16 protein-coding genes are annotated in these 11,095 nt (G+C 72.5%); 12 read left to right on the top strand and 4 right to left on the bottom strand.

Annotation, left to right across the window (positions count from 1 at the left end; translation table 11 throughout):
- Positions 1-35 precede the first annotated feature (35 nt).
- Entirely contained in the window at positions 36-938 is a 903-nt protein-coding gene (locus MKK70_RS00405) for a DnaJ C-terminal domain-containing protein (RefSeq protein WP_243932344.1), read from the bottom strand.
- Between the two features lie 171 nt (positions 939-1,109).
- Positions 1,110-1,640: an RT0821/Lpp0805 family surface protein gene (locus tag MKK70_RS00410; RefSeq protein WP_243945327.1), complete on the bottom strand. Its 531-nt coding sequence runs from the start codon at positions 1,638-1,640 to the stop codon at positions 1,110-1,112.
- Positions 1,641-1,807: 167 nt separating this feature from the next.
- Here MKK70_RS00410 and pdxH point away from each other — a divergent pair, with 167 nt between their 5' ends.
- Positions 1,808-2,386 (top strand): pyridoxamine 5'-phosphate oxidase, encoded by a 579-nt coding sequence (gene pdxH, locus MKK70_RS00415; protein ID WP_279603455.1) that lies wholly within the window; start codon positions 1,808-1,810, stop codon positions 2,384-2,386.
- 7 nt (positions 2,387-2,393) lie between these two features.
- Here pdxH and MKK70_RS00420 read toward each other — a convergent pair whose 3' ends face one another.
- Positions 2,394-2,945 carry a carboxymuconolactone decarboxylase family protein gene (locus tag MKK70_RS00420; protein WP_243945328.1) on the bottom strand — a complete coding sequence of 184 codons (552 nt, stop codon included), beginning with the start codon at positions 2,943-2,945 and terminating at the stop codon, positions 2,394-2,396.
- 260 nt (positions 2,946-3,205) lie between these two features.
- On the opposite strand from MKK70_RS00420, the gene MKK70_RS00425 reads away from it, so the two are divergent.
- The 5 genes from MKK70_RS00425 (at position 3,206) to MKK70_RS00445 (ending at position 6,367) form a co-directional block, all read left to right on the top strand.
- Positions 3,206-3,928, top strand: a complete 723-nt coding sequence (locus MKK70_RS00425; protein ID WP_147728807.1) for an SDR family NAD(P)-dependent oxidoreductase — start codon at positions 3,206-3,208, stop codon at positions 3,926-3,928.
- Positions 3,921-5,027: a hypothetical protein gene (locus MKK70_RS00430; protein ID WP_243945329.1), complete on the top strand. Its 1,107-nt coding sequence runs from the start codon at positions 3,921-3,923 to the stop codon at positions 5,025-5,027. The genes MKK70_RS00425 and MKK70_RS00430 overlap by 8 nt, the downstream gene beginning before the upstream one ends.
- Before the next feature lie 26 nt (positions 5,028-5,053).
- On the top strand, positions 5,054-5,488 hold the full coding sequence (locus tag MKK70_RS00435) for an NUDIX hydrolase (protein WP_243945339.1): 435 nt from the start codon (positions 5,054-5,056) through the stop codon (positions 5,486-5,488).
- A gap of 26 nt (positions 5,489-5,514) precedes the next feature.
- On the top strand, positions 5,515-5,952 hold the full coding sequence (locus tag MKK70_RS00440; RefSeq protein WP_243945341.1) for a TIGR02301 family protein: 438 nt from the start codon (positions 5,515-5,517) through the stop codon (positions 5,950-5,952).
- 160 nt (positions 5,953-6,112) lie between these two features.
- Positions 6,113-6,367 carry a hypothetical protein gene (locus tag MKK70_RS00445; protein ID WP_147728485.1) on the top strand — a complete coding sequence of 85 codons (255 nt, stop codon included), beginning with the start codon at positions 6,113-6,115 and terminating at the stop codon, positions 6,365-6,367.
- Positions 6,368-6,392: 25 nt separating this feature from the next.
- Here the strand turns inward: MKK70_RS00445 and MKK70_RS00450 are convergent, their stop codons facing one another.
- On the bottom strand, positions 6,393-7,730 hold the full coding sequence (locus tag MKK70_RS00450; protein WP_243945330.1) for a dihydroorotase: 1,338 nt from the start codon (positions 7,728-7,730) through the stop codon (positions 6,393-6,395).
- 118 nt (positions 7,731-7,848) lie between these two features.
- On the opposite strand from MKK70_RS00450, the gene MKK70_RS00455 reads away from it, so the two are divergent.
- The 6 genes from MKK70_RS00455 to MKK70_RS00480 form a co-directional block, all read left to right on the top strand.
- Positions 7,849-8,697 (top strand): YgfZ/GcvT domain-containing protein, encoded by an 849-nt coding sequence (locus tag MKK70_RS00455; protein WP_243945331.1) that lies wholly within the window; start codon positions 7,849-7,851, stop codon positions 8,695-8,697.
- Positions 8,698-9,333 carry a DNA-3-methyladenine glycosylase I gene (locus tag MKK70_RS00460; RefSeq protein ID WP_147859691.1) on the top strand — a complete coding sequence of 212 codons (636 nt, stop codon included), beginning with the start codon at positions 8,698-8,700 and terminating at the stop codon, positions 9,331-9,333.
- A 29-nt stretch (positions 9,334-9,362) separates the two neighbouring features.
- Positions 9,363-9,923: a hydrolase gene (locus tag MKK70_RS00465; RefSeq protein WP_243945344.1), complete on the top strand. Its 561-nt coding sequence runs from the start codon at positions 9,363-9,365 to the stop codon at positions 9,921-9,923.
- A 26-nt stretch (positions 9,924-9,949) separates the two neighbouring features.
- Entirely contained in the window at positions 9,950-10,462 is a 513-nt protein-coding gene (locus MKK70_RS00470; RefSeq protein ID WP_243945332.1) for a tyrosine phosphatase family protein, read from the top strand.
- A gap of 144 nt (positions 10,463-10,606) precedes the next feature.
- Complete coding sequence (locus MKK70_RS00475; RefSeq protein WP_147728480.1) at positions 10,607-10,867, top strand: exodeoxyribonuclease VII small subunit; 261 nt, start codon at positions 10,607-10,609, stop codon at positions 10,865-10,867.
- A gap of 81 nt (positions 10,868-10,948) precedes the next feature.
- On the top strand, positions 10,949-11,095 hold a 147-nt coding region (locus tag MKK70_RS00480; protein ID WP_243932353.1), incomplete at its 3' end, for a 1-deoxy-D-xylulose-5-phosphate synthase N-terminal domain-containing protein.

An 11,095-nucleotide genomic window follows, 5' to 3' on the forward strand; every position in this document is an offset into this window, starting at 1 on the left:
CGGAAGTCCGCCGGATCGGCGCGATACGCCGCCGGCTACTCGGCCCGCGCGGTGCGCCGGCTCCTCACGAACTCGGTCAGGGCCGCGTCGTCCGCGGGCAGCTGGATCGCGGTGACGGCGAGCAGGTCGCCGCGGGTGCCGTCCTTCTTCGGCAGGCCCTTGCCGCGGAGGCGGAAGGTGCGGCCGGACGAGGTCATCGGCGGCATCTTCATCTCGACCGCGCCGGTCAGGGTCGGCACGCGGATCGCGCCGCCGAGCACCGCATCCTCGAGCGGCAGGTCGACGGTGGCGCGCAGGTCGGCGCCCTCGACGGTGAAGCGGGCATGCGGCAGCACCCGGATCGTCAGAAGCGCATCGCCCGGCTCGGAGCGCGGGCCGCCGGGCGAGCCGAGGCCGCGCAGGCGGATCGTCTGCCCGTCCACGACGCCCTTCGGGATCATCACGTCGAACTCGCGGCCGCCCGGCAGGCCGACCCGCAGCTTCTCCTCGCTGCCGATCTGCTCGAGGGTGACGCCGAGCTCGGCCGCCACGTCCTCGCCGCGGGCGGGCGGGCGCTGGCCCGGCCCGGCGCCGCCGGCGCGGAACGCCTCGCCGAACAGGTGCGAGAAGATGTCCTCCCCGACGCCCCCCGCCGGGCCGCCACGGCCGCGGGCCGCGTTGTTGAAGTCGAACCCGCCGGCGCGGCCGCCGCCGAAGCCCTCGAACCCGGTCGCGCGCGGCTTGCCGTCGGCGTCGATCTCGCCACGGTCGAACTGGCGGCGCTTCTCCGGCTCACCGAGGATCTCGTAGGCGGCGTTCGCCTCGGCGAAGCGATCCTTCGCCTTCGCGTCCTTGTTGGTGTCCGGATGGTAGGTCTTGGCGAGCTTGCGGTAGGCCTTCTTGATCTCAGCCTCGCCGGCGCCCTTGGGGACGCCCAGCACCTCGTAGGGATTGCGCATCGGTCTCTTGAACTTCGTGGTTTCGCGCCGGCTGTGGAGCAGCGGCCATCCAGGCCGCATGTGGGCGGCCTGTTGCTCTCGCGCAACGTAGGGGCGACGAGACTCGGCGCAAGCGCGGCCGGCGTCAACCCGAACGCGTCACGCGGCCGAGCCGCCTCGCATCGTTCGCGCTCAGCTCGTCTTGCCCGATCCGGCCTTGCCGGTGCGGATGCGCTTGAGTTCCCACTCGCCGCCGGACGGCTTGCAACCGGTGCCGCGCACGAAGCGGTTGTTCCCGGGAGCGATCACGCTGGCGAGGAAATCGCGGCAGATCAGGTCGTGGGCGACGTAGGGCAGCCCGGTCGGGTTGATCGTGCCGCGCAGGCTGGTCTCGGGGTTGTCCCACTTCACCGGCTTGCCATTGCCCTGCGGGTCGAGGGCGACCGAGAGTGCGGCGTAGGCGCGGCGCCAATCCTCTTCGCCCAGGTCCGAGCCGAAGCTCGTCGGGCGCCGGCTGATGCTGCCGGTGACGATCGGCTCGTCGGCGACGGTCTCCGTTCTGGCCTCGGGATTGGCATCCGCCCGGAAGATCAGGAGCGGCTGGCTGCAGCCGCAGAGCATCGACGCGAGACCCGCGGCCAGTGCCACCGGCGCGAGCCGCCCCGCCCGCGCTTCCGCCCGCGGCATCGCCGCAGCCCCTTCCTTCTTGTCGCGACGACGCATTACACCTGAACCCGAGACCCTGAACCCAAGACGAGATGGCGCGTAAGTGTGCTCCAACGTCGGTGCCCCCCGACCCGGATCTCACAACGGAGGATTAAGTCGTGGACGCGTTAAAGATCGATGAGTCGGGCGGGCGCGATGCGGTCCCGGATGCCGCCGACTTCACCCTGAGCGACGATCCGTTCGGCCTGTTCGCCGCCTGGATGGCCGAGGCGACGGAATCCGAGCCCGAGGACGCCAACGCGATCGCGCTGGCCACCACAGGCGCGGACGGCCTGCCCGACGTGCGGATGGTGCTGCTGAAGGGCTTCGATGAGCGCGGCTTCGTCTTCTACACCAACGTCGAATCGGCGAAGGGCGAGGAGCTCGCCGCCAACCCGCAGGCCGCCTTCGTGCTGCACTGGAAGAGCCTGCGCAGGCAGATCCGCGTCCGCGGTCCGGTGTCGCGAGTGACGCCCGAGGAGGCGGACGCCTACTTCGCCAGCCGCCACCGCGACAGCCGGCTCGGCGCCATCGCCAGCCGCCAGTCGCGCCCGCTCGCGGGCCGCGACGCGCTGATGGCGGAGGTGGCGGAGCTGTCGGCCCGCTACGAGGACGGGCCGGTGCCGCGGCCGGAGAACTGGACCGGGTTCCGGATCGCCCCGGTGGCGATGGAGTTCTGGCGCAACGGCGACTACCGCCTGCACGACCGCGTCCGGTTCACCCGCAACGGCGAGGGCTGGGATCGGTCGCGCCTCTATCCCTGAGAAGCCGCTACGGGATCAGGGGCGGCAGCGGCGGCGCGACACCCTCCGGCAGGGCGGTGCGGGCGACGTTCATCGTCATCGCGAGCAAGGCGTAATAGCCGTTGATCCCGGTGAGATCGATCGCGCCCTGCTCGCCGTAGAGCGCGACGAGGGCCGCGTAGGTCGGGTCGCTCACCGCCTTGTTGCGCTGGAGCTCGGTCGAGAACGCGTAGACCGCGGCTTCCTCGGCCGACATGCCCTCCGGCCGCCGGCCTTCCGCGATCGCCTGCGCCACGTCCGCGTCGACGCCGGCCTTCAGCGCGATCGGATGGTGGATCTGCCACTCGATCTGCTGGCTCCACTCGCGGGCGACGATCAGGATGGCGAACTCGCTGATCCTGAGCGGCAGAACGCTGTCGTAGCGCAGGTACAGGCCCATATCGCTCGCGCGCAGCATCAGGTCGGGGCTGCGCAGCAGCGGCACGAACGGGCCGAAGGCCGGCGTCTTGCGCGCTGCGAAGAACGCGTCCGACGCCGCGAGCTGCGCCGGGGTGAGCCGATCCGCGGAAATGGCGGGCATGCGATCGGTGGGGCGGGCCGTGGTCGGCATGAGGGGGCGATCCGGTGCGAGGGCCTGCGGAGCCCCGGTGATCCCGCCGCATCGGTGCCTGGTCAAGCGTCCCCGCCGGTGTTGCGACGCGGCGAAGTCCCTGGATTTTCGGGCCGGCTGCGCTTAGACCTTGGGCTCAGCGCGGCGGCCCGCCGGGGTGCCCCGGCGCCGACCCCGATCGGAAGCGAGGCACGGCCTTGGCCATACCCGGAAACGAACGCCGTCGCGTCATGCTGCTTACCGGGGCGAGCCGGGGCATCGGCCACGCCACCGTCAAGCGCTTCTCCGCGGCGGGATGGCGGGTGATCACCTGCTCGCGCCACGCCTTTCCCGAGAACTGCCCATGGGAGATGGGCCCGGAGGACCACCTCCAGGTCGACCTCGCCGACGCCGAGGATACCGTGCGCGGGGTCCGCGAGGTCGCCGAGCGGCTGTCGATCGAGGGCGGCCTGCTCCACGCGCTGGTCAACAATGCCGGCATCTCGCCGAAGGGGCCGAACGGCGAGCGCCTCGGCGCCCTGCCGACCGACTTCGCGACCTGGCAGCGGGTGTTCCAAGTGAACTTCTTCGCGCCCGTGCTGCTCGCCCAGGGCCTGCGCGACGAGCTCGCCCGCGCCAAGGGGTCGATCGTCAACGTCACCTCGATCGCCGGGTCGCGCGTCCACCCGTTCGCGGGCGCGGCCTACGGCACCTCGAAGTCGGCGCTGGCCGGCCTGACCCGCGAGATGGCCGCCGATTTCGGGCCGCTGGGCGTGCGCGTCAACGCGATCTCGCCCGGCGAGATCGACACCGCGATCCTGTCGCCCGGAACCGACAAGCTGGTCGAGCAGATCCCGCAGCGCCGCCTCGGCACGCCCGACGAGGTCGCCAAAGCGATCTACTTCCTGTGCACCGAGGCCTCGTCCTACGTGAACGGCGCTGAGCTGCACATCAACGGCGGGCAGCATGTCTGACCGGCTGTCCCGCTGGTTGCTCCTCGTCGTTCTCGCCGCCACGCCCGCCGCCGCCGAGCCGGCGGTCACGATCCTCGATCTGCCGTTCCAGGCGACCGCGATGCGCGGGCCGCGGAGCGAGGTCGCCGTCGCGGTGGCGACGTCCGGGCTGATCCCGCTCGCCCGGCCGACGGCGGCGCCGGCCGCGCCGGACGTCGGCGAGGAGGAGAGCGCGCCCCTCGTCGTGGTCTGGGGCAAGGAGGGCGGCGCGGCCCTGAGCCTCGTCGACGGCGCGATCAGGACGACGCTGCTCGGTGCCGAGGCGATCGCGGGACTGACGGCAGCCGAGACGCCGCGCGGGGCCGTTCCGGGCTCGCGCCGTACGCTGTCGGGTGCGGCCTCCGCCTACCTGACCGGGGCCACCCGCGCGATCGGCGCCGCCCCCTCGGCGGCGGGCCTCACCATCCGCGAGCGCCAGCCGGTGGCGATGGGCGGCGATCCGAAGCCGGTGCCGGTCTCGACCGTGACGGTCGCCGCCGGCCCGGACGCGACCTTCGCCCTCGCGAGGCCGCGCGCCGTGCGCCTCGCCGGACGCCAGGCCTTCGTCGCGGCGACGCTCCACGGCGGCGATGCGTCGGGTCTGGCCCTCGTCACCCGCGCCGGTATCGGCGACTGGGCCGTCACCGCCCGGACGCCCTCCCAGGATGGCACTCCGCTGCGGATCGCCGCCGTCGCCGATTTCGGCGGGACCGGGTCGCCGCAGGTCGCCGCGGTTCTCGCGAAGGGCGGGCGCCTCCAGCTCTGGACGCCCGCCGTCGACGCCTTCACCCTCGCCGGCGAGGCGCCGGGCTACGCCTCCGGCCCGGGGGACGTCGATCTCGCCGCCGCGGTCGAGGGCGAAGGCAGCGCGCAGGCGGACCTCGCTCTGCCCGTCGCCGACAATTCGGCCATCGCCCTGGTCTCGCTGAAGGGCGGCATCAGGGAGCGCGCGCGGATCGCGCTGCCCGCCCCCGCCGCCTACGGCGTCGCCGCGCTCGGGCGCGGGACGAAGGTGCGCATCCTCGTCGGCCTGTCCGACGGACGCGTCGCGGTTGTCGCGCCGGATGGGACGAAGCCGTGAGCGAGGCCGATGCGCGATTGTTTCCCATGCGCCCCTTCGTCGGCGCGTCGATCGCGGTGATCCGCGGCGACCGGGTGCTGCTGGCGGCGCGCGCCAACGCGCCGATGCGCGGCGTCTGGACCCTCCCCGGCGGGCTGGTCGAAGCCGGCGAGGCGATCGCTGACGCCGCCCTGCGCGAGCTTAAAGAGGAGGTCGGCCTCGACGCCAAGATGATCGGCGTCCTGCCGCCGACCGAGATCATCCAGCGCGAGCCCGACGGTCGCGTCCGCCATCACTACGTCGTCCACCCCCATGCGGCCCTCTGGATCGGCGGCGAGCCGGAGGCCGGCCCCGAAGCCCTCGCCGTCCGCTGGGCGACGCGCGACGAGATCGCCGACCTCGAAACGACGCCGGGTCTCGCCGACACGCTGGCGGACGCCTTCGCAAAGGTCGCCGCCCGTCGACCCGGGGACCGCCCGTGATCGGCAAGCCGTCCTTCCTGCACCTCATCCTGCCGGTCCTCGCGGTCGGCGTCGGCTTCGCCGTTACCGCGCACGCTCCGGCGCTTGCGCAGCAGCGCCCCCCGGCGCGGCAAGCCCCGAAGCCTGCCGAGAAGGAGCCGCCCCCGCCGCCCCCGGAGCAGGCCGCACCCTACGACCGCGACCTGACGCGGCTGTCCGAGATCATCGGATCGCTGGCCTTCCTGCGCGAGCTATGCGCGGGTGCCGATGCCGCCGAGTGGCCGAACCGGATGAAGGCGCTGATCGAGGCCGAGGGCGTTACCCCCGGGCGGCGCGACCGCCTCGCCGGGGCGTACAACCGCGGCTACCGCGGCTACGCCTCCACCTACCGCGTCTGCACGCCGGCCGCGCACGAGGCGGCAGGCCGCTTCGTCGCCGAGGGGGAGCGCCTGTCGCACGCGCTGGCCGGCCGTTTCGGCGGTTGATGCAAACCGGCCACACGGCAGAAGCATCCGGGGAAACCGTCGTATTCGACCATCCGCGTTAACCGCTTCGCAATTCCCGGCTGGTCGCGGACCCGTGAGCCGCCTATCATCCTTTCCGTACGCCGGGCCTCCAGCCCGCGCGCAACGGATGCGACGCGCCATGCAGAACAGCACTCAGACCGCCCCGTTCGAAGCCGACGTGGACGAGAAGCGCGCCGCCCTGGGCTACGTGTCCGAGGCGTTCGCCGAGGGCTGCCTCGACGGTCTCGACGGCGACTGCATGGCTCAGGCGGCCCTGTTCGCCGCCTTCCAGGAACTGGTCATGACCTACGGCGAGGAGGCCACCGCCCGCTACGCCGAGGGATTCCCCGAGCGCATCCGCGGCGGCGCCTTCACCACCGCGCTCCAGCACTGATCCCGATGCCGCGGCTGGCGCGGGCTCAGGCCCGTGCCAGCGCCTTTTCGAAGGTCACGGCCTCGCCGCGCGACGGCGCGGTCAGCACACCGTCCCACATCACGCGGGCCCCGCGCACCACCGTTCCCACCGGCCATCCGGTCACGGTCTTGCCGTCGTAGGGCGTCCAGGCACTCTTCGAGGCGATCCAGGCATCGCGGATCGTCTCGCGGCGCTTGAGGTCGACCACCGTCACGTCGGCGTCGTAGCCGATCGCGAGCCGCCCCTTCCGTGCGATGCCGAACAGGCGCTTCGGCCCGGCGCTCGTCAGGTCGACGAAGCGCTCGAGCGACAGCCGTCCGGCCGCGACGTGGTCGAGCATGATCGGCACCAGCGTCTGCACCCCGGTCATCCCCGAGGGCGAGTCCGGATAAGGCTTGGCCTTCTCGTCGAGCTGGTGCGGCGCGTGATCCGAGCCGAGGATGTCGGCGACGCCCTGCCCGAGACCCCACCAGATCCTTCGGCGATGCGCATTGCCGCGCACCGGCGGGTTCATCTGCACGAGCGTGCCGAGCCGCGCATAGGCCTCGTCGCCGTCGAGGGTGAGGTGATGCGGCGTCACCTCGACGCTCGCCACGTCCTTGTGGTCGGCGAGGTAGTCCATCTCGTCGCCGGTCGAGATGTGCAGGATGTGGATGCGGGCGCCGGTCTCCCGCGCCAAGGCCACCAACCGCCGCGTCGCCGCCATCGCCACCTCCGGCGAGCGCCAGACCGGGTGCGAGGACGGGTCGCCGGGGACGCGGAGATCCTTGCGCGCGCGCAGCATCGGCTCGTCCTCGGAGTGGAAGGCGGCGCGGCGGCGGATCGCCGTGAGGATGGCGCGCACGCCCGCATCGTCCTCGACCAGCAGCGACCCGGTCGAGGACCCGACGAACACCTTGATGCCGGCGGCGCCGGGCAGCCGCTCCAATTCGGCGAGCTGCGCCACGTTCTCGTGGGTGCCGCCGACCCAGAACGCGAAATCGCAATGCATCCGGTGATGCGCGCGGGCCACCTTGTCGGCGAGCGCGTCCGCGCTGGTGGTGAGCGGGTTGGTGTTCGGCATCTCGAACACGGCGGTGACGCCGCCCATCACGGCCGCCCGCGAGCCGGATTCAAGATCTTCCTTGTGGTCGAGGCCGGGCTCTCGGAAATGCACCTGGGTGTCGATCACGCCGGGCAGCAGATGCAGGCCGGCGCAATCCTGCCGCTCCGCACTGGCTGCCTGCGCGAGGTCGCCGATCGCCGCGATGCGCCCGCCGCGGATGCCGAGGTCGGCAAGGTGCGTGCCGTCGTGGTTCACCAACGTGCCGCCGGAGAGGACGAGGTCGAAGGGCTGGTCCATCGGGGATGCCATCGGAAACGCCTTGGTTGAGGCCGGGTCCCGGGCGGCTTATGTCACGCCTCATCCTCGCGCAATCGCGCGGCCTGGAAGGCCCGATCGGGCCGAGTGAGGACTTGCCATGCCGATCGCCCTGCTGCCGGACCGCGCCCTCGTCACTGTGACCGGGCCGGACGCCACCGCCCTGCTCCAGGGCGTGATCACCTGCAACGTCGAGACGCTGGGCGAGGCGGAGGCGCGCCTCGGCGCCCTGCTGACGCCGCAGGGCAAGATCCAGTTCGACTTCCTGATCTCGCGGATCGGCGACGGGTACCGCCTCGACGTGCCGGCCGAGCAGGCTGCGGCGCTCGCCAAGCGCCTGACCCTCTATCGCCTGCGCGCCAAGGTCGAGATCGCGGTCGATCCGACCATCGCCATCGCCGCATCCTGGGACGGCGCCACCACCGCCGCCGAGGTCGACGCCGTGGCCGACGCCCGGGCCGAAGGCCTCGGCGCACGGCTCTACGCGGCGGCGGGCGCCTTCTCCGCGGACGCGTCCGAAGCGGATTACCACGCTCACCGCATCGCGCTTGGGATCCCCGAGGGCGGGCGCGACTTCTCGTTCAGCGACGCCTTCCCGCACGAGGCGCTGATGGACCAGCTCGGCGGCGTCGACTTCCGCAAGGGCTGCTACGTCGGCCAGGAGGTGGTCTCGCGGATGCAGCACCGCGGCACAGCCCGCACCCGCATGCTGCCCGCCACCTATCCCTCGGGCGAGGCGGCCGCGCCCGGCTCCGAGATCACCGCCGGCGCCAAGGTGCTCGGCGTGACGGGGAGCCGTGCCGCCGGGCGCGGCCTCGCCATGCTGCGCCTCGACCGGCTCGCCGACGCGATCGCGGCCGGCGAGCCCCTGCGCGCCGACGGCAAGGTGCTGACCGTGGAGCGCCCGGCCTTCGCCAGCTTCGCGATGCCCGACGCCGCGGCGGGCTGAATGACCGAGGCATCGCATCCGGTCGAAGGCCTCGTCCGCCATCCCGACGGCTGCGCCCGGTGCTGGTGGGCGGGGCTCGATCCGCTCTACGTCGCCTATCACGACGGCGAATGGGGCGTGCCTGAGCACGACGGCCGCGCGCTCTACGAGAAGCTGATTCTCGACGGCTTCCAGGCCGGGCTGTCGTGGATCACGATCCTGCGCCGGCGCGACGGCTTCCGCCGCGCCTTCGCCGCGTTCGATCCAGAGGCCATCGCGCGCTTCACCGAGGCCGACGTGGAGCGGCTGATGCAGGACACCGGCATCATCCGCAACCGCGCCAAGATCGTCGGCACCGTCGCCGGCGCCCGCGCCTGGCTGCGGATCGAGGAGCGCGGCCCCGGTTTCTCGCGCTTCCTGTGGGATCACCTGCCGGACGGCCGGCCGATCCAGGGCAGCGCGCGGACCCGCAGCGAGATCCGGACCGAGACCGACGTGTCGCGGCGGATCGCCAAGGCGCTGAAGGCCGAAGGCTTCGCCTTTTGCGGCCCGGTGATCGTCCACGCCTTCATGCAGGCGGTCGGCATGGTCAACGATCACCTCGTCGGCTGCCACCGCCACGCGCCTTGCGCCGCGCTGGCGGAGCCGGGCCGTTGAGCGCGCTGCAGCCGCGGGCGTGGCAGCGGATGCTGTCGGGCCGCCGGCTCGACCTGCTCGACCCGTCCCCCCTCGACATCGAGGTGGCCGACATCGCCCACGGGCTCGCCCGCGTCGCCCGCTGGAACGGGCAGACCGCGGGGCCGCACGTCTTCTCGGTGGCGCAGCACTCGCTGCTGGTCGAGGCGGTCGGCCTGCATCTCACGCCCGGGTGCACGCCGGCACAGGGCCTCGAGCTGCTGCTGCACGATGCGCCGGAATACGTCGTCGGCGACATCATCTCGCCGTTGAAGGCCGCGATCGGCGATTCCTACAAGGGCGTCGAGCGCCGCCTGCTCGCTGCGATCCGCCGGCGCTTCGGGCTCCAGGCGCCGACCCCGGCCTTCGCCCGCCTGGTCAAGCGTGCGGACCGGGTGGCGGCGCATGCCGAGGCGGTGCGGCTCGCCGGATTCGCGCCGGACGAGGCGACGCGCTACTTCGGGCGGCACGAGACCCTGCCCGAGCCGGTCCTCGCCCTGCTCGACCCCTGGCCGACCGCGCAGGCGCAGGCCCGTTATCTCGACCGTTTCGCCGAGCTCGCGAAATCCTGACACCCGACCCAGAACCCGGACCCGAGATGCCGACGCTGCACGTCTGCCCCCTGTCGCGCCTGCCCGAAACCATCGCGGCGACCGGGGCGAGCCACGTCCTGACGCTGCTCAACCTGCCCTCGGCGCCGGAGCGGCCGGCGACGATCGCCGAGGGCTGCCACGCGGTGGTCGGCGTCAGCGACATCGCGGTCGCGACGGACGGGTACGTTCTCCCGGCCGAGGACCACGTGCGCGCCATCCTCGACTTCGTCGCGGCGTGGCCGCGCGAGAAGCCGATGGTGATCCACTGCTACGCCGGCATCAGCCGCTCGACCGCCGCGGCCTACATCGCCGCCTGCGCCCTCGATCCCGCCCGCGACGAGGCCGAGGCCGCCGCGGCGTTACGCCTCGCTTCGCCGTCGGCGACGCCGAACCGCCTGTTCGTCGAGATCGCCGACCGGCTGCTCGGCCGCGACGGCCGGATGGTCTCGGCCGTCGCCGCGATCGGCCGCGGGGCGGACGCCTTCGAGGGTACGCCGTTCCGTTTCGACCTCGGCTGACCGGTCGAGCCCACCGGCATACCGGTGTGGCGCAAACGTCGCCGCCGGCTGGAAAAACCGCGTGTCTCCGGCCGCCGCGAAGGCACGTGGGGTTGTGGCGGTCGCCGCCTCCGCCTTAGAACCGCACCAAAGGATCCTGTAGGGATGACCGAAAGCCGACCCGACGCGACCGCGATCGCCGCCGACACGCCCTTCGAGAAGGCCCTGGAGCAGCTCGAGGACATCGTCCGCCGCCTGGAGAAGGGCGACGTGGCGCTGGACGAATCGGTGACGATCTACGAGCGCGGCGAGGCGCTGAAGCGCCACTGCGAGATGCTGCTGAAGCGGGCCGAGGCCCGCATCCAGCGCATCACCCTGACACCCGACGGGCGCGCCGAAGGCGTCGCACCCCTGGACGTCGATTGAGATGCGCCGTGCCCGAGCACCGCAGCCTCGTTCGGCGTTCGAGATCGATATGAGGCCGAACCCGTGACGCAGACCCCCTCGATGCCGGCCCCCTCGATTTTGGACGGTTTGTCCGAGACGTCCGCGTTGCGGTTGCTTCCGGAGAGCGATCTCCGGGCGGTGGCGGACGCGGTTCGCTCGGAGATGATCGAGGCCGTGTCGGTGACGGGCGGTCATCTCGGGTCGGGG

It is taken from the genome of Methylobacterium sp. E-041 (genome assembly GCF_022829665.1).
In the GTDB taxonomy this organism is placed as follows: domain Bacteria; phylum Pseudomonadota; class Alphaproteobacteria; order Rhizobiales; family Beijerinckiaceae; genus Methylobacterium.

Bases quoted from the DNA above. Each gene is read 5' to 3' on its own strand.
- MKK70_RS00405 (WP_243932344.1), bottom strand. From the start codon at position 938: ATGCGCAATCCCTACGAGGTGCTGGGCGTCCCCAAGGGCGCCGGCGAG.
- MKK70_RS00465 (WP_243945344.1), top strand. From the start codon at position 9,363: ATGCTGTCGGGCCGCCGGCTCGACCTGCTCGACCCGTCCCCCCTCGAC.
- MKK70_RS00460 (WP_147859691.1), top strand. From the start codon at position 8,698: ATGACCGAGGCATCGCATCCGGTCGAAGGCCTCGTCCGCCATCCCGAC.
- MKK70_RS00455 (WP_243945331.1), top strand. From the start codon at position 7,849: ATGCCGATCGCCCTGCTGCCGGACCGCGCCCTCGTCACTGTGACCGGG.
- MKK70_RS00445 (WP_147728485.1), top strand. From the start codon at position 6,113: ATGCAGAACAGCACTCAGACCGCCCCGTTCGAAGCCGACGTGGACGAG.
- MKK70_RS00450 (WP_243945330.1), bottom strand. From the start codon at position 7,730: ATGGACCAGCCCTTCGACCTCGTCCTCTCCGGCGGCACGTTGGTGAAC.
- MKK70_RS00410 (WP_243945327.1), bottom strand. From the start codon at position 1,640: ATGCGTCGTCGCGACAAGAAGGAAGGGGCTGCGGCGATGCCGCGGGCG.
- MKK70_RS00470 (WP_243945332.1), top strand. From the start codon at position 9,950: ATGCCGACGCTGCACGTCTGCCCCCTGTCGCGCCTGCCCGAAACCATC.
- MKK70_RS00435 (WP_243945339.1), top strand. From the start codon at position 5,054: ATGCGCCCCTTCGTCGGCGCGTCGATCGCGGTGATCCGCGGCGACCGG.
- MKK70_RS00430 (WP_243945329.1), top strand. From the start codon at position 3,921: ATGTCTGACCGGCTGTCCCGCTGGTTGCTCCTCGTCGTTCTCGCCGCC.
- MKK70_RS00425 (WP_147728807.1), top strand. From the start codon at position 3,206: ATGCTGCTTACCGGGGCGAGCCGGGGCATCGGCCACGCCACCGTCAAG.
- MKK70_RS00420 (WP_243945328.1), bottom strand. From the start codon at position 2,945: ATGCCCGCCATTTCCGCGGATCGGCTCACCCCGGCGCAGCTCGCGGCG.
- MKK70_RS00475 (WP_147728480.1), top strand. From the start codon at position 10,607: ATGACCGAAAGCCGACCCGACGCGACCGCGATCGCCGCCGACACGCCC.